The sequence below is a fragment of the Janthinobacterium sp. YR213 genome, from assembly GCF_900099875.1.
GTDB classification, from domain to species: domain Bacteria; phylum Pseudomonadota; class Gammaproteobacteria; order Burkholderiales; family Burkholderiaceae_D; genus Janthinobacterium; species Janthinobacterium lividum.
In genome coordinates, this window is record NZ_FNDA01000005.1 from 81,645 (window position 1) to 98,147 (window position 16,503).

Annotated in this window: 14 protein-coding genes; all 14 read right to left on the minus strand. The window is 59.0% G+C overall.

Annotation, left to right across the window (positions count from 1 at the left end; all coding sequences use genetic code 11):
- Nucleotides 1-32 precede the first annotated feature (32 nt).
- The gene (locus BLT98_RS21380; RefSeq protein WP_170846457.1) at nt 33-1,034 is read right to left on the minus strand and encodes a glycosyltransferase family 2 protein; all 1,002 of its coding nucleotides are present in this window, start codon (nt 1,032-1,034) and stop codon (nt 33-35) included.
- Nucleotides 1,012-1,497, minus strand: coding sequence for a serine O-acetyltransferase (locus BLT98_RS29710; RefSeq protein ID WP_070253542.1), 486 nt, complete (start codon nt 1,495-1,497; stop codon nt 1,012-1,014). Before BLT98_RS29710 ends, BLT98_RS21380 begins: the two co-directional genes overlap by 23 nt.
- A 58-nt stretch (nt 1,498-1,555) precedes the next feature.
- Nucleotides 1,556-3,055 carry an O-antigen ligase family protein gene (locus BLT98_RS21390; RefSeq protein ID WP_070253541.1) on the minus strand — a complete coding sequence of 500 codons (1,500 nt, stop codon included), beginning with the start codon at nt 3,053-3,055 and terminating at the stop codon, nt 1,556-1,558.
- Nucleotides 3,056-3,101: 46 nt separating this feature from the next.
- Nucleotides 3,102-4,562: an oligosaccharide flippase family protein gene (locus BLT98_RS21395; protein ID WP_092611290.1), complete on the minus strand. Its 1,461-nt coding sequence runs from the start codon at nt 4,560-4,562 to the stop codon at nt 3,102-3,104.
- Nucleotides 4,563-4,611: 49 nt separating this feature from the next.
- Nucleotides 4,612-5,298: an exosortase-associated protein EpsI, B-type gene (epsI, locus tag BLT98_RS21400; protein ID WP_070253539.1), complete on the minus strand. Its 687-nt coding sequence runs from the start codon at nt 5,296-5,298 to the stop codon at nt 4,612-4,614.
- Complete coding sequence (xrtB, locus tag BLT98_RS21405) at nt 5,295-6,194, minus strand: exosortase B (protein ID WP_070253538.1); 900 nt, start codon at nt 6,192-6,194, stop codon at nt 5,295-5,297. Before xrtB ends, epsI begins: the two co-directional genes overlap by 4 nt.
- Before the next feature lies 1 nt (nt 6,195).
- The gene (gene epsG, locus BLT98_RS21410; protein ID WP_070253537.1) at nt 6,196-7,071 is read right to left on the minus strand and encodes a chain length determinant protein tyrosine kinase EpsG; all 876 of its coding nucleotides are present in this window, start codon (nt 7,069-7,071) and stop codon (nt 6,196-6,198) included.
- 15 nt (nt 7,072-7,086) lie between these two features.
- The gene (gene epsF, locus BLT98_RS21415) at nt 7,087-8,496 is read right to left on the minus strand and encodes a chain length determinant protein EpsF (RefSeq protein ID WP_070253536.1); all 1,410 of its coding nucleotides are present in this window, start codon (nt 8,494-8,496) and stop codon (nt 7,087-7,089) included.
- A 53-nt stretch (nt 8,497-8,549) separates the two neighbouring features.
- On the minus strand, nt 8,550-9,338 hold the full coding sequence (gene epsE, locus BLT98_RS21420) for a polysaccharide export protein EpsE (protein WP_070253535.1): 789 nt from the start codon (nt 9,336-9,338) through the stop codon (nt 8,550-8,552).
- Nucleotides 9,339-9,384: 46 nt separating this feature from the next.
- Complete coding sequence (locus BLT98_RS21425) at nt 9,385-10,395, minus strand: EpsD family peptidyl-prolyl cis-trans isomerase (RefSeq protein WP_070253534.1); 1,011 nt, start codon at nt 10,393-10,395, stop codon at nt 9,385-9,387.
- A gap of 662 nt (nt 10,396-11,057) precedes the next feature.
- Nucleotides 11,058-12,440: an undecaprenyl-phosphate glucose phosphotransferase gene (locus BLT98_RS21430; RefSeq protein ID WP_070253533.1), complete on the minus strand. Its 1,383-nt coding sequence runs from the start codon at nt 12,438-12,440 to the stop codon at nt 11,058-11,060.
- Nucleotides 12,441-12,447: 7 nt separating this feature from the next.
- Nucleotides 12,448-13,815 (minus strand): XrtB/PEP-CTERM-associated polysaccharide biosynthesis outer membrane protein EpsL, encoded by a 1,368-nt coding sequence (epsL, locus tag BLT98_RS21435; protein ID WP_211551197.1) that lies wholly within the window; start codon nt 13,813-13,815, stop codon nt 12,448-12,450.
- Nucleotides 13,763-14,425: a CAAX prenyl protease-related protein gene (locus BLT98_RS21440; protein WP_170846458.1), complete on the minus strand. Its 663-nt coding sequence runs from the start codon at nt 14,423-14,425 to the stop codon at nt 13,763-13,765. The genes epsL and BLT98_RS21440 overlap by 53 nt, the downstream gene beginning before the upstream one ends.
- Before the next feature lie 176 nt (nt 14,426-14,601).
- Nucleotides 14,602-16,494: an ATP-binding cassette domain-containing protein gene (locus BLT98_RS21445; protein WP_034782110.1), complete on the minus strand. Its 1,893-nt coding sequence runs from the start codon at nt 16,492-16,494 to the stop codon at nt 14,602-14,604.
- Nucleotides 16,495-16,503: the final 9 nt, after the last annotated feature.

Here is a 16,503-nt window from a genome sequence, read left to right on the forward strand (position 1 = left end):
CCACATTTACCATGGTGCCAAACTGCACCGGCCTATACCGCCGTATTCTCGGACAGGATCTGACTGGGAATCGCCTCGCACGGCGAGCGCAACCTGGCCGTAACGAAACCCCTTACCAGGCCTGCGGCAGAAAGATGCCACAGCAAAATAGAAAAACCGGCATCATTGACACTGCGCTTCTTGACGCACAGGGCCAATGCCGCCAGCCCCCCCAGCCCCAGGCATGCCGCAGGCAGACGCCAGTCGGGGGCCAGCAGCGCGGCACCGAGCACCAGCGCCCAGAAACACAGCACCGCCAGCGGATGCAAGCACATGCGCATCACACGCCAGCACCAGGGCCGTCCCAAGGCTGACTTGAGCAGCACGCCGCCAGCATCCATGCGTCTGCTACGCCATTGGCGCCAGATCAGCGCGCCTGTCGATTCGGCATGTCCCGTATGATACACCGCCACCGTGTCGAGCCGCAGCATGCGCCAGCCGTGACTGCCCAGGCGCAAGCCCAGTTCCGCCTCCTCATATGCCTTCAGGTTGCGGTTTCCCGCATATCCTCCGGCCTCGTCCAGCGCCGCACGGCGATACAGTCCGCCACCCGCCAGCCACTCGACGTCGCCGGCGCGCGCGGCGGGCTTGTTTTTCAGCCGGTGCCGGTCAAACCGATTATTGATGTGCCGGTCGCGTAATACGCCGGAAATGCCACCCAGCGTCGCGTCGTTTTCGATGAGCGCCAGCGCCTGCTTCAAAAAGTCGCCCTGCAGTTCCATGTCGCCGTCAAGCAGATACACGAACTGGGCGCGCGTATGCTGATAACCAAGCTGCACCCCGGCGCCGCAGCCGCGATCGGCGGGCAGCGTCAACTGGACGATCTTCACAGGATAAGCCCGTGCAAGGGCGACGGTGGCATCGGTCGACAACGAATCGGCGACCAGCACCTCCACGCCCCCGGCAATCCCGGCAATGGCATCAAACACGGCGTTGAGGCAGCGTTCGATATTATGCGCTTCGTTGTATGTCTTAATTAAGATCGCTAACTTCATTATCCACCTGTGTAGAGCTGTCCAGTCCATCTGTCGATAGCGGCCCGCCGGCCTGGCCACCGCGTATACGTGCAGGAATGCCAACGGCCGTGGCGCCGGCAGGCACGTCGTGCAGCACGACGGCGTTGGCGCCTATGCGCGCGCCATTGCCGATATGCACGGGACCAAGAATCTTGGCACCGCTACCGATGAGCACATCGTCGCCGATTTCCGGCACCCCGTTCAATCCGGCCCGTCCACCGAGCGTCACATGCGGGCCGATATTGACGCGGTCGCCAATCTTGCAGCGGGCATGCACCACGATGCCCAGTCCGCTATAACCGAACAGCACATCGCGGCCGACGATACTGGTGGGCGGCAGCACGATCGAAAACACGATACGGTTGAACATATAGAGAAGGCGCGGCAACAGGGGGATGCGGGCCCGCGCGAGCAAGTGCGCAATCCGGTAAATGGTCAGCATGGCGCCTCCCCGGTCCGCTCACGCGCCATCCGTTGGCAAGAAGAAACAACACGGCAACTCATGCTGGCCCCCTGAAACGCCCGTTGGCAAAGTATGCCGGCTGTTTTTTCTCAATGACATTACGCTTGCTCAACGGCCGCGCCCCGCGGTCAATGATGTAAAAAATATACGCCATGGTGCCGAAAAACTCGGCGCCCAGTATCCCGTTCGGCGCGATCGGCACTTCCGTCATCGAACGCACCAGCAGCACGGCAAGCATCACCAGGCTGGCGCCATTGGTGGCCTTCGAGGCGCGCATCGCATAGCGGACCAGGAAAAACAGAAAGGCCAGCAGGGACGCCAGTCCGATCAGCCCCGAACGGCTGAACACCTGCAAGTACAAGTTATGCGCGGAAACCGCGCCGCTCAGCCCCAGGCGCAGGCGGTTTTCCAGGTTCCAGAACGATGCTCCCTGGCCAAACAGGGGATTTTCCATCCCGCCCTTGATGGCTGCGGACCAGATCCACAGCCGGCCCGTGCCCGTACTGAGATCACCCACCGCGCGCGAGTCGAGCTTGCTCTCGATCATCGTTAATAAATTCACGTCAGAAAACATGATCCAGATACCCACCATGACGATCACGAAGCAAAAGCCCATCAGCAGCACGGCCAGGAAGGCCGAACTGTTGCGGTTGTAGCCGCGGGTTTGCGTCCTCAGGTAGTTCCATATCTGCATGCAGGTGATCATCATGCCACCCATGAAAGCCGTCAGGATCGACGTCTTGGACTGCGACATGATCATCGTCAGCCCTGCCGCAAAAAGAATACCGAAATGTAGCCAGCGTTTCTTTTCTGGCTCGGCCATCTCCATCAGGAAAAACGCGCAGGCGACCGCGCCGAGCGCATTGGCGTGCGCCGTCACGCCCCATAAACGCAGGTTGAAGCCTGGAATCAAGCCATTGTAGCCAGGCTGGAAAGCGGCGCTGGGCGTGACGATGGCCGCGACCAGGCTACCGAACACCAGGGCTCCCAGGCAATACTTTGAAACCCGCACAGGATCGATGTCCGATACCTGCAGATACAGGAACATGGCAAGGTAGACAAAAAAGGGATAGATCAGCGACACGTGGAAGTAATAACGCTGGCCCATAAAGATGGGCACGATGCTGAACGCCACATAAAACACCATGAAGGCGATCACGATATCGTTGGGCGCGCACATGTCACGGCGCGTAAAGCGCGAGTGCTGGCGCAGCTTCTTGTTGAAATCGAACAACCATGCCAGGCACAGGGCGAAGGAGCTGCCGATCACGGCCATCAGGATCAGCTTGGACAACAGGCCCGAGGCGCCATCGCCGTCGCTCATGTTCATCAGCCCCTGCTCGCTCAGGGTCAGCTTGCGGAACGACAGGACGATGCTGCTGATGCTGGCGGCCACCGTCAGCAACAAGACCGTCGCAAATGCCCAACCGCGCCAGCGTGCGGCAATGCCGGCCACGAAAACGGCGCCGCCAATCGCCAGCAAAGCAAAGAGCAAGGCGCCCAGAGGCAACAGAAAATAGATGATTAACTCTTCCATGGATAGCCCTTAGCTCGCTTTCATACTATTTTTTTTCATCAATTTCTCACAGGCCCAAGGCACTCGCCAGACGGCGTCCGGGGCCAAAACGTTGCAAAACATACATCAGCGCAGGGCAGAAGAAGAAGCTCGGGAACAGCTTGCACACGCACACGCTCACGATCAGCTTGCCCCCCAGTTCCAGCAGCTCGGCAAGCAGGCCCGGATGCCCCGGCGCCAGCCATGACACCAGGGGCAAGGACCAGAGCATGCCCAGCACGAGCGGGCCGCGCAGCACATTGCCGAAGTCGGACCCGGCAAGCCGGGCACTGACGGCGATGGTTCGCATCTGCAGCAGCAGGCGCACCGTATAAGCGATGCTGATCACGATGCCCACATAAACCAGCTCCACATGCACGGCGAAGTACAGTCCGGCCAACATCAAGGCCAGGCAATAAGCCTGCGAGCGCAGCACCGTGCCTTGCCCGCCCGTCGCCGTCAATACCGCGCCAGACAGGGTGCTCATGGCCAGCGCCACCATGCCGACCGTCATGGCGGCAAACAAGGACGCGGCCTGCAGCCATTTCTCGCCAAACACCAGATGCACGAGGAAATCGGCATGCGTCAGCGCATACGCATACGATGGCACTACCAGGATGGCAATCGATGCCAGCGCGCTCAGGTAAAGCTGGCGTATGCGTGCCAGGTCTCCCGCCAGCGCGGACGCAGTGGAAAACAACACGGTTTGCATGGTCTGCGCCAACTGCATGGCCGGCGTACGCGAGAGCATCGACGCGGCATTGAAATTACCCAGTGCCTGCGGTCCCAGCGCACCGGTGAAGACGCCGCTGGCGTTGTCCACGGCCCAATTCAACACATTGATGCCAGCCACCTGGCGGCCCAGTGCTGCGGCCTTGCAGGAGTGAAACGGATTGCCGAATACCAAAGGATGCGGACTAAAGTAATAGCTGAGGGCAAACTGCAATATCGCCTGCGCATACCAGGCCGCCAGCAGCGCCCATACACCGGCTCCGGCCAGGGCCATGCCGACGCCAACGACGGGATAGGCGATCAGGTAAGCGCCGGTGGTGGCATACTGGATTTCACGAAAACGCAACTCGGCGCGTAGCCGGGCCTGAGAAATGCCATACACGGCAATGACCAGATACGAGGGCGCCGAATAGCGGAACAAGGTGCCAGCCAGCGGATTGTCCAGCCAGATGGCAAGCGGATAGGACATGCCGAAAACGAACAGCATGCCGAATACCGAACCCAGCATTAACCGGGACAATACCACGCGCAGTTCCTCTTCCGAAAAATCACCCTGCATCAATGCCCAGCCAAAACCCTGGTCGATCACCAGTGCCAGCACGCCGAACACCAGCAGTGCATAGCCGAACGTTCCCACCAGTTCCGGTCCCAGTTCGCGCATGATGACGACTTGTGCACCGAATTGCGCCAGCACGCGGATCAGAGTGCCTGCGTAGTTACTTTTCACCGCGCCGAGTGTCTTTGCTGCAAGAGTCATGTTTTTCTAGGTAAGTGAAACAGCACATGGTGCGGCGCGCACCGTGTGTCTAGCCGTGTATGCCCATCAGGCGAAGCTTGCTGGCGGGGTCGAGCGCCACCTGCATAGCTTTGACGAAGTCGTCCTGCAGGCGGAAAGCGGCAGCCGTGTCGCGGTCGATCGACGACACGCGGAACAGCAGGCCATCGGGAATCTGTCCCTTGAAACCGTAGCGCATTTCCACCAGTTTCTTGTCCGTGCGGTTCGTCACCACCACATCGCCCACCGTCGTCCAGTACGTCACAGGCTCGTAGCGCTGGTTTTCCATGCTCGTCTCCAGTCGCTTCAAGGGGATATCGCCCTGGCGCGTCGACAGGATCTCCTCCCGCGTGGCACCGATCTGGAAGCCCTGTGCCGGATAGCAGATTTCCGGATAGTGCACTTGCGTGGTGTCGCTCTGGTCCTTGCCGTAGGCAATCGACAGCATGATGCGTTCGCCCCGGTCATTGACATAGGTGCGCGACAGGATCTGCGTGTAGATGCGCTTGAGTTCTGCCTGAATTTGCGGGTCGATCACGGCGCCGATAGACGTCTTTTCCTCATGCCATACGCCAAACTGGCTGGGGACGATTTTCTCGAGCGCCGGCATCGGCATGGTTTCGGCCAGGCGGATGGTCGGCTTGGCGTACGCCGCAGCCAGGGAGGCGAGCACCATCATGCAGCTCAGCACAAACATGGAAAGTCGCGATGGTTTCATACTGCCCCCTTGTGACGGCGCTGGCGCATATTCACGAACCATTGCAACAGCGAATCAATGGAAATGATCAGGATCAGGGCGCTGATGAACAACACCATGCCGGCAAAACCGTGCAGGAAGCCCTGGCCGGCGGCATCGCCAAAGTAATAGGTAATCAATGTCAGCACGATGACGCGCACCACGTTGGCGGTAAACGAAATCGGCACGATCAGGATGGCCAGCATGACATTGCGAAATGCCGACGTATGGCGCACCACATTCATGTAGAACAGGCCCAGCGATTCCAGGGTCAGCAGCGTCTGCAAGCCAGCGCAGGCATCGGCCACGAGCAGCTGGTACTGGCCGATCTGCAAGATGACGCCGCTGCGCGCGATCGGATAGCCAGCCCAGAAAAGCAGGTGCTCGGTGACATACGATACGGCCATTTTCATCGGCATCGTCAGCGCGCTGACAATAGCGCCTGGCAAGGGAATCATGAACAGCATGAAAAAGAAGGGGAACCACTGCGTTTTCAAGGCGCGCGCGCCAAAGAACAGCAGCAGCAGGGCCGCCAGCATCATGATGAAGGAAGCCAGCTCCATGCTCTGGATACTCTGCGAACGCCCCATTACATAGAACAGCAATGCCAGTATGGCCAGCGGCCAACCGGCAGCCGAGCCGCCCGTGCCGCCCGCAGCGGCAAGCATGGCCGGCCATTGCCGCCCTAGCAGCCACAAGGCGAGCAGCAGAATGATCGGACCGTGCGCGTAACTCTCCGTGGACCACAGGCCAAAGGCCAGGTCGTGGAAGGTGGGCACGTACATGGCCAGCAAGCCCAGCAGCATAGGCCACCAGTGCAGCAGCAACTGTTTCCAGTCCAGCGAGGCGGCTGGTCGCGACTGTGCGAGCGTGGCCATGTCAGTAATCGACCAGTACGGAACCAACCACTTCCGAACCGCTGCGCTGCAGCTGCTCGCGCATGGCGTCGATATCGGCCAGGCGCGTCTTGTTCTTGCGCACGACCAGCAACACGCCACCGACGCGGGCACCCATCACGAACGCATCGGATCCCGACGACACGGACGCCACGTCATACAGCACGACATCGTAGCGCTCTTCCAGCTGCGTATTGAGCGCGCCAAAGGCAGGACGACTCAGCAGCTCCTGTGGATTCGGCGGCAAGGTGCCCGCACCCAGCACGGACAGATCGACGAAGGAATCGATGACGGAAATGGCGTCCTGCTGGGCGCGCCCGGCCAGGACATCGGAGAGACCCTGGCGCTCTTCCAGCGCGAAAATCTCGTGCTGGCGCGGCTTGCGCAGATTGGCATCGACCAGCAAGGTGCTTTCACCGAGCTGCGAAAACACCACGGCCAGGTTGGCGGCGAACAGGCTGGCGCCATCGCCGCTATCGACGCTGGCCACGACGAGCGCCTTGCGCCCCAGCGAAAACCAGCGCAGCATCAACTGGCTGCGCACGGCGCGCAAGGTTTCCATTTGCGGGCTGAAAGGCTGATACGCCGCCACCAGCTCGCTGGCAAACTTGCCCTCGCCTTCCTGCAGATACGGATAGTCGAATTGTCGCGCCAGCACGTGCTGGATGTCAGCTTCGCTGATCAAGCCGAGACGCAAGGCCGCTTCGCCAAAACGGATGCCGAGCTCCTTCTGCATGCGCAGCACGCGTTCGGCATTTTCCGGGGTGATTTTGCCCGAGGCCAGCAACAGGGCGCCGATGCTGGAGTCGCCGCCCCGCAGGGGTGACGGTTTCGAAACAGGATGCGCGGGAAAGTTCATATTCAATTCCATCAATTAATTGGCACTCAGGCGGCGGGCCGGCAGAAGACGATGCAAGCCCTTGCGACGGCGCGGTGCGGCTTTCCAGTCGACCATGCCCAGTACTGGCACTTGCAGCAAGTCAGCCAGATCATGGTCGGAACGCACGCGGCGGTCCAGCATTTCAATCAACAGGCCCAGGCCGATACCCAGGAACGTTCCCAGGACGATGGACAACAAGGTATTCATCAGCACGCGCGGGCTGGACGGTTCGATCGGTGGCACCGCAGGGTTCAGCACGGCAATGTCGGACTGGTCGGACTGGCCTTCGATCTTGGTTTGCGAGAAGCGTTGCGATGTCACGTCGAAGGCGCGCTGGGCGCTTTCCACATCCTTTTGCAGCACGCCCATCTCATCGCGGGTACGGTTCAGTTCCAGCACCTTCGACTTTTGCGCCGCCAGCGCCGCGCGTACCGAAGCTTCGCGCTGCTGCTGGATCTGCGCCGCATTGCCTACGCTATTCGAGGCGACGCGCAGCTGTTCGCGCAGATCGGCACGCAGCTTGTCCGCTTCGGCCTTCGCGCTCTGGTACTGTGGATGATTCTTGTCAAGACGCTGTCCCAGTTCGGCCAGCTTGGCTTCGGCATTGCCGAGCCCCATTTTCAAGCTTTGAATCAGGGGATTCGACGCCACGTCCGGCGATTCGCCGCCATTGCCGCCAGTAGCCATGCGCTGGCGCGAATTTGCCTCCATCAACTGGCCCTGTGCCATCACCAGCTGTGCGGACAGATCATTCAAGCGATTCGATTCCACGTCGAGACGGTTGTCGACGCTGACGATACCGTTTTCCTGCTGATACTTGGAGAGGCGGTTTTGCGCCTTTTCCACGTTATCGCGCAGCATCTTGGTTTGCTCATCGAAATAACTGGCCGCCTTTTTCATCGGCTCCACTTTCAGCTGGATGCTGACTTTCTGATATTCGTCGGAAAAGGCATTGGCCACGGCTGCCACGAATTGCGGATCGGACCCCTTGAAGCTGATGTCGACCACGCTGCTTTCGCGCGATGGCACGATTTCCAGTTTTTTCAGCAAGAGATTGGCCAGCCAGTCACGGACCGTTCCCTTGCCTTCTGTCGCCGCATTGAATTGCTCGATGACGGCCGGACTATTGGCCAGGCCCAGGTGATCGACCACGCGCAAAGCCACATTCTTGCTGCTGATGATATCGATCTGCGTGGCCATGTATCCAGGCAACAATTGTCCAGGCATGGCCAGGCCCGTGACAGGATCGACGCCCTTGTAGTTCATGACCAGGGAACTGGTGGCTTTATAGCTCTTCGGCAATAACAGGCTGACAGACAGCGTGGCGAGCACGGTGATGATCAAGGTCAAGAAAATAATCTTCTTGCGCGCTTGCAAAATCAGCAAAAATTGAGAGAAATTCATGTTGGAACCTTCAATACTGAATGATAAGAACGAGGCGCCGGCCCCGTTCAAGACTAGAACAAGCTCTCTTTGACATACACGACATCATCGACCTGCAGCATATCGTCATGCTTGGCTTCAAGAATCTGCAATTTGCCTTCCGCATCGCGGCGCTTGATGCGGATGCCGCGTTCCGTGCCCCGCTGCGTCAAGCCGCCCCCTGCGGACAAACCCTGCAACACGGTCATCGAACGCTCCAGGCGGAATGGGCCAGGACGCTGGACTTCGCCATAAATATAAAAGCGTGGCGCACGCTCGACAAAAATCACGTCGTTGCCAGCCACATCAAGGTCGCGGTTCAAATCGGCGCTGCGCACCATTTCCACGATATCGATCACTTCCCGGCTGGTCTTGCCATCGCGTTTGCGGATCAGGTTGATCGAATCACCGCCATCGGCGCTGACGCCGCCAGCCATGGCCAGCATATCCATCACGCTGCGGCGCCCTTCGATCGGATAGCGTCCCGGACGGTTCACCTGGCCCAGCACCGACACCTGCTGGCTTTGCAGCGAAGTCACGATAATGTTGACCTGTGCCTTGCGCAGGAAACCGCCGCTTTCAAGCAAGCCGCCCAGTTTCTTTTCTGCCGCGGAAACCGACAAGCCGCCGAGCGCCACGTTGCCAACCAACGGGAAGGTGATCTGACCAGCTTCGCTGATGCGCGTCTCCAGCGCCAGGTCAGGACTGCCATACACGGAAATTTTCAATACATCGCCCGCACCCAGCTGTACATCGGCGGCACTGGCAACCCCCGTACCAATGGCCAGCAACAGGGTCAGGCACCACATGACAAGTCGTTTCATGATTCGTTCAATCCATAATGAGTTGCTTAACTTAAAATGCTGCGGCTTATTTCAAGCCAGCAACGCCACGATCATTCGATTCCGAAGAACTCGGTGCCGGTGCCGCCGGCGCCACCGGTACGCTTGGTGCTGGCGCGACAGGCGTCGCAACGGCCGGTGCCGCAGCCGGCGCACTGGCCACTGCCGATGCCGAGGCGCCATTCTTGTTCAGGTACTCGATCTTGGCGGCGGCACGCAAACGTTTCAGTTCAGCATCGGCTGCATCCTTGTTTTTCTTGTTGAACAAAAATTGTTCAATTTGCGGTGCGGCTTGTGCCAGGGTCACGGGATTGTCGCGGATATCGGCCAGGGAAATGAGCAAGGTGCGGTCCCCCTCGCGGATGATGAACAACTGGCCCTTCGGCATCGACAGCAATTTCGCGCTCAGCTCCGGCGCCAGGTCGGCGCTGGTGCGCGAGAGCTGGGTACGGGCAAACTTGACCTTGTTTGTCTCAAGCCAGGCCGCTACGTCGTCGAGTGTCTTGGCGCTGTCCATGGCCGCCTTCAACTGGTCGTTCATGTCGGCACTGGCAATGATCAGTTCGCGCATGTCGAACTGCTTGCGTTCGGTGAAAAATTGCGGGTTCTTCTGGAAATACTCTTCCACTTCCTGCTTGGTGGGGCGGGCGATCGTACCGATGCGTTTTTGCATGTAGGCTTGCGCGACGATCAGTGCCTTGGCGCGTTCGATCGCCTGCACCACCTTGGGATCGCGGTCCGTCTTGTCCTTGGCCGCCTCATTCTGCAGCAGTTGGCGGTCGATCAGCGATTCCAGCAACTGCTTGCTGGCCGCTTCCTGTTGCGCAGCCTGCACATTGGCGCGCTGCATTTCTTCATTGAGCTGAAGGACGGTGATTTCTTCCCCATTCACACTCGCCAGCGCCTGGCCGGCCTTTTTTTCTTTATCGCCACAAGCAGACAATCCTGCGACGGCCAGTACTACCAGGCCTGCGCACAGCAGGCGGGAATGCGTGGCGGATTTGCTCGAGGGCACACGGGCGATTTGCGCTTGGTTCAAAATGACTCCTTCAGTTCAGGTAAGGAAATCCGCTGACAGCTTTGTGAGCGTGATGATAACTCACTTAACAACAAAACATTGTCAAAAAAACAGATTTCGATTGAAATTATGGGCTTGCGACCACATGATTGTCAATATTATAAATATGATACACAGTGTACTAGCTTGCTAGGAAACTATTTGCTTAAAAAACTATTAAAAGGTCTTAAAAACAACTGTTTCATCAGAAACACAATCCTTGCAATCGCCAAGCCTCAATAAATAATTTTCACAAGGCAATATTTCTCGCACAGCGACGGGCACTTGCATGACGCCGCACAATAATGGAAGGCGGGCCAGCATGGGAAAGCGGCAGGGATGGGGCCGGTGCTTTGGGAACAGTATCAATTGAACAGCCGCCGTGCGCCATGCGGGCCGGGCGAGGCGACAGCGGGCATGCCACGGGGCACAAGCTGGCCCGCCGCCAGGCAGGCGGAGCATGTCACCGTGCACATCATGTCGCCGTGCTTGCCTCATAGGATCGTCTGGCTCGTCGAATCACTGTTCGGCCGGCTCCAGGAACCGGCTATTGGACATCTTGCATGATTGCGCCATTTTAACGCGTATTAATTCTCCGCAAAAAATATTCAAGCCTGGTGTGGCGGCCCGCCATCGGTCCACGTTCAATGCGCGTTGTCGCGCTTCAGCACCACCTTGACGGTGCGCAAAATGATCCACAAGTCCAGCCACAGCGACCAGTTGCGCAGATAGTCGAGGTCGAAATGAATGCGCGCCTCCATCTTGTCGAGCGTCTCCGTCTCGCCGCGCAAGCCATTCACCTGCGCCCAGCCGGTAATGCCCGGCTTGACCTTGTGGCGCAGCATGTAGCCCTTGATCAGCTTGCGGTACTGCTCGTTGTGCGCCACCGCGTGCGGACGGGGCCCGACAATGCTCATCCGTCCCTGCAGCACGTTAATGAACTGCGGCAGCTCATCGAGCGAACTGCGGCGCAGGAAACCGCCCACGCGCGTCACACGCTGGTCGTTCTTGGTTGCCTGCACCACCTTGTCGCCATCCTCGCTCACCGTCATCGAGCGGAATTTATACACAATAATTTCCTCTCCATACAGGCCGTAGCGGCGCTGGCGGAAGATCACCGGCCCCTTCGACGTCGACTTGACGGCGATGGCGATGACCAGCATAACGGGCAGCAGCATGATCTGGATCAGCAGGCCCAGCACGATGTCGCTGCCGCGCTTGACCATGCTGTTAAAGCCCGTGAACGGCGATTCGCGGATGGCGATCACCGGCATGCCGCCCACATTGTCGAAGCGCGCCTGCATCAGGTCGAAGATATAGATATCGGGCAAGAAGTACACGGAAGCCGTCGTATCCTGCAACTCATCGAGCATCTTGCGGATGCGCGGCTGGGCCGAAATGGGCTGGCTGATGAATATCATCTTGATATTGTGTTCGCGCACATAGGCGGCAATATCGGCCATCTTGCCCAGCATCGGTTCGCGCATCGTCTCCGGCCAACGGTCATCCGTACGGTCGTCAAAAAAGCCCCGCACACTCATGAACAGATTCGGGTTGCGCTCCACGGTCGCGGCAAACTTCAGGCTGGCGTCATTGGCGCCGATGATGACGACCGAACGCACTTCGCTGTCGCGCCCGGGATCGGCCACCATGCGCCGTGCGGCAAGATGACTGAGCAGCAATATGAATGGCGTCAGCATGAACCAGGCCAACACCAGCTCGCGGTCATAGTGAAACGCCAGTCCCGTCGCCGAACCCAGGAATACCAGGATCAGGGCCGTGATGCCCCAGCTGACGAAGATATCACGGGCATAGGCCAGCATGCGACCGCTGCGCCAGGTACGATAGGGATCGACATACTGGAATACTGATGATGAAATAAAGAACGCCAGGATCATCAGTACCAGCGAGTAACCGGTAAATGGCGAACCTGACAAGGCGGACAGCAGATACAGCGTGCCCATGATGATCAATGGGTCGAGTATGCGCTGGAAAAACGAGATCAGGGGTATATCATTAACCGTCATATTACACTCAGAACTGAACACTGGCGCTGAAGGAAACGCCTTTGGCGCGGTAGCTGCCTGTATTAATAATAGGGGCGCCCTTGCGGGTATCGCGGAAGGCATTCAAGCCCAGCTGGATATTCGGCCGCGGCGCATAGGTCAGCCCCAGCGACTCCGTATGTGTGGAGTCCGTGACATCGACAGGAAAGACCAGCCCGCTGGCAGCGGAAAAATCGCGTTTCTGGCGCCGCACTTCTGCATCCATGCGCACCTTCGACGAAATATCCCATGCAGCGGCCACGCTGGCGCCGTTATTCAGGCTGCTCGATACCAGCGCGCTTTCCACCGCGCCAAATTCGTGCCATAAGTTGCCCGTAAAGCGCACTTTCCCCAGCGGTGCCCAATTGACGATCAGGCGTCCGTTCGCGCCTTTCGAATCACGTCCCGAAAACGAGGCATAGCCGCGCCGGACCCAGCCGGCGAGCAACTGCACCTGCGTCACCTGGCTGTAGCGCCAATAGATATTCGCCTTCACCTCGTCCTGGGTATAACCATCCACCAGGCTAAATTGCGAACCGGCCAGACGATTCGGATAATTGCCCTTCAAGTGCCGCAGCTGCACCCCGATCTTGCTGCCGCTCGAAGCCAGGTAATCGAGCCCCAGTTCGCTCGCATCCTCCACGCGATTCGCATAACTGAGGCGTGAAAGGTCATAGTAATAGCGCTCGCGGCTGACGCCACCGCGCAGGCGCCAGCTCGGATGAAACAGCCAGCCGCCGTCGAGGTAGGTCCTGTGCCGCGTACGCATATTGCGATCCGTACCTGTGGTTTGAAAGTCGCTGAATGGCGTCAGGGTCTCCGAATAGGTCGCTCCCGCATGGCCATCCAGGTGATTGCCAATATGCCACTCCAGGTCGGCCTGCAAATCCTTGCCGTTATAGTTCAAGTCATCGAAATGCTGGAACGATACCCGCGACCACTTGGCTTGTCCGCTCAGCACCTGGCGTCCGATCGGCCGGTTGAACAGAAAGCCGGCCTGGATCTGGCGCGAAGTATCGGAACGGGGACCAGTGTAGCCAGGCGTGTTGTCGTCAAGACGCAAAAGGTTGTCATCATACGAATATGACGTGGCCAGGAATGGGAAAATCGTGTCGCTCCATGAGGCAAGAGCAGCCGGGCTGGCCATGCTTCCCAGCAACAATAAACAACCGGCACGCAATGCTGATGCAGCCGGAAAACGGCGTGATGCGGCAGCAAGACGGTAACTGTCATCGACATCTTTTTTTTGCGGGGAATTCAACATAGGTATTCTCTTTGATAGAGCAAACAGTTGATTGGCAATATTACCAGTAAGTCCAGTATCCACCGGAAACAATCCAGAGACCCAGTACGCCATTCGTGACGCCGTGCGCCAGGATGGGCGACCACAATGACTGACTGCGCATATAAAGCAGTGTATAGGCGGCACCGGCAACAATGCCCGCCAGCCACAAATTATGTTCAAAGCCAAACAACACGACGCTGATGACAAACGCCTTGGCACTGGCCAGGCGTGGCTGGAATTTCAGGAAATCAGGGGCATCGATCCAGCGCAGCAGGAAGGAACGCCAGAACAGCTCTTCCATCACGGGCACCACCAGGGCGGCGCCGGCGATGCGCACGGCCACCAGGCTCCACTCGATCCGCCCCTCATTGCGGGGGTCGAAGCCGTCGGCACTGCCGATCGTCATCCAGCCCGCATCGAGGTTGATCCACAGCAGGAAAACAACAATGCCGGTCACCAGCGCCACGGCCAGCGCGCGCGCGCCCAATGGCACCCAGGCCAATTCCGTATAGCTGCGGCGCCAGTACAGCAGCATGCCCAGTACGACGCCGATCTTGACGGCATACAGCCAGCGCAGGTCCTGCGCGGCAAAGCCGAGCCGGCCCAGCATGTCGGCGATGAAGATGAAGGAAAGGTAGGCGAGGAATGGCGCTACCCGGGGCAAGGCGGCGCGGTCAAACATGCTGATGCGCACTGGAGGCGGAACCACGCGCCGGACGCCGTGGTCCGGAGCGCGTGCTTTTAATAACAAACATGCATCCCCCGATGTAAAAAATATAATTATATAATTATATCAAGCTGAACCGTTGCCGTGGCAAATAATCCTAACTTAATTACAACAGGAGAGGTGGAAAACAATCAACCGTTGGCGCGCGCCTCGATCTGCTCCCACTTTTCCAGCGCTTCCAGCAGTTCGCCTTCGATCTCGGCCACGCGCGCATTCAGGCGCTTGCCTTCGGCCGGCGTCTTCTTGTAGAAGTCCGGGTGCGACAGTTCGGCGGCCAGCACCGATTGCTCGTCTTCCAGCTTGGCGATCAGTTTCGGCAACTCTTCCAGCTCGCGCTGTTCCTTGTAGCTGAGCTTTTTCTGCTTGGCGGCCGGCGCGGCAGCCTCGACCTTCACGGCCGGCTTGCTGGCGGGCGCCGTGGCGATCGGCAAGGTGCGCACGCGCTCCCAGTCCGTGTAGCCGCCGACGAATTCGCGCCACTTGCCCTCGCCTTCGGCAACGATCACTTGCGTGACCACGTTGTCGAGGAAGGTGCGGTCATGGCTGACAAGGAAAACGGTGCCCGTGTATTCTTCCAGCAACTCTTCCAGCAACTCCAGGGTATCGATATCCAAGTCATTGGTCGGCTCATCGAGCACCAGCACGTTGGCCGGCTTGGCGAACAGGCGCGCCAGCAGCAAACGGTTGCGCTCGCCACCAGACAGCGACTTGACGGGCGAACGGGCACGCTCCGGCGCGAACAGGAAATCGTTCAGGTAGGTCATCACGTGACGGCGCTGGCCATTGATCTCGACCCAGTCGCTGCCTGGCGCGATGGTTTCCATCAGGTTTGCCTCTTCGTTCAGCTGCGTGCGCATCTGGTCGAAGTACGCCACTTGCAGCTTGGTGCCCAGGCGGATGGTGCCCGTGTCCGACTCTTCCTGGCCCAGGATCATCTTCAGCAAGGTGGTCTTGCCGGCGCCGTTGGCACCGATCAGGCCGACCTTGTCGCCGCGCAGGATGGTGGCGCTGAAATCCTTGACGATGACCTTGTCGCCATAGATCTTCGAGACGTTTTCCAGGTCCGCCACGATCTTGCCCGAGCGTTCGCCGGCAGATACATCCAGCTTGACCTGTCCCTGCTGTTCGCGGCGCGCATTGCGCGTCAGGCGCAGCGCTTCCAGGCGGCGCACGCGGCCTTCGTCGCGCACGCGGCGGGCCTTGACACCCTTGCGTATCCACACTTCTTCCTGCGCCAGGAACTTGTCGAACTTGGCATTTTCCACTTCCTCGATTTCCAGCTGCTCCGCCTTGCGGGTCTGGTAAGCCGTGAAGTTGCCCGGGTACGACAGCAAACGGCCGCGGTCAAGCTCGATGATGCGCGTGGCAACATTGTCGAGGAAGGAGCGGTCATGGGTAATGAACAGCACGCTACCTTTGAAGTCGCGCAACAAGCCTTCCAGCCACAGGATGGAGCTGAAGTCCAGATGGTTGGTCGGCTCATCGAGCAGCAGCACGTCGGGCGCCGAGACCAGCGCGCGCGCCAGCGCCACGCGCTTTTGCATCCCGCCGGACAGGGTTTTCATCAGCATGTCGCCCGTCAGGTTCAAACGGTCGAGCACGGTTTCCACCTTGTTCGGCAAGCTCCACGCATCGGCCGCATCGAGTTTGACCTGGATGTCGTGCATGCGTTCCATCAGTTCGTCGTCATTGCCCTGGCCGAACTGGCCCGTCAGCGCATCGTATTCCTTCAGCCACGCCTGCGACTCGCCCATGCCGGAAGCGACGGCGTCGAACACGGACATGTCCGGGTCGAATTGCGGTTCCTGCTCCACATAGGCGATCTTGATGCCTTGCTGCATCACCAACAAGCCGTCATCGAGCTTGAACTTGCCCGAAATAACCTTCAACAGCGACGATTTACCCGTGCCGTTGCGGCCAATCAAGCCGACCCGCTCCGAGGTTTCCAGTGAAAATTCCGCGTGATCGAGCAGCGCGACGTGACCGAACGCAAGTTGCGCCGATGAAAGAGAAATGACAGCCATAATGAGTAA

Excerpts from the sequence above, each read along its gene's own strand:
- xrtB (WP_070253538.1), bottom strand. The coding sequence starts at position 6,194 with ATGGCCACGCTCGCACAGTCGCGACCAGCCGCCTCGCTGGACTGGAAA.
- BLT98_RS21380 (WP_170846457.1), bottom strand. The coding sequence starts at position 1,034 with ATGAAGTTAGCGATCTTAATTAAGACATACAACGAAGCGCATAATATC.
- BLT98_RS21390 (WP_070253541.1), bottom strand. The coding sequence starts at position 3,055 with ATGGAAGAGTTAATCATCTATTTTCTGTTGCCTCTGGGCGCCTTGCTC.
- BLT98_RS21430 (WP_070253533.1), bottom strand. The coding sequence starts at position 12,440 with ATGACGGTTAATGATATACCCCTGATCTCGTTTTTCCAGCGCATACTC.
- epsL (WP_211551197.1), bottom strand. The coding sequence starts at position 13,815 with ATGGCGTACTGGGTCTCTGGATTGTTTCCGGTGGATACTGGACTTACT.
- epsI (WP_070253539.1), bottom strand. The coding sequence starts at position 5,298 with ATGAAACCATCGCGACTTTCCATGTTTGTGCTGAGCTGCATGATGGTG.
- epsG (WP_070253537.1), bottom strand. The coding sequence starts at position 7,071 with ATGAACTTTCCCGCGCATCCTGTTTCGAAACCGTCACCCCTGCGGGGC.
- BLT98_RS21440 (WP_170846458.1), bottom strand. The coding sequence starts at position 14,425 with ATGTTTGACCGCGCCGCCTTGCCCCGGGTAGCGCCATTCCTCGCCTAC.
- BLT98_RS21395 (WP_092611290.1), bottom strand. The coding sequence starts at position 4,562 with ATGACTCTTGCAGCAAAGACACTCGGCGCGGTGAAAAGTAACTACGCA.
- BLT98_RS21445 (WP_034782110.1), bottom strand. The coding sequence starts at position 16,494 with ATGGCTGTCATTTCTCTTTCATCGGCGCAACTTGCGTTCGGTCACGTC.
- epsF (WP_070253536.1), bottom strand. The coding sequence starts at position 8,496 with ATGAATTTCTCTCAATTTTTGCTGATTTTGCAAGCGCGCAAGAAGATT.
- epsE (WP_070253535.1), bottom strand. The coding sequence starts at position 9,338 with ATGAAACGACTTGTCATGTGGTGCCTGACCCTGTTGCTGGCCATTGGT.
- BLT98_RS29710 (WP_070253542.1), bottom strand. The coding sequence starts at position 1,497 with ATGCTGACCATTTACCGGATTGCGCACTTGCTCGCGCGGGCCCGCATC.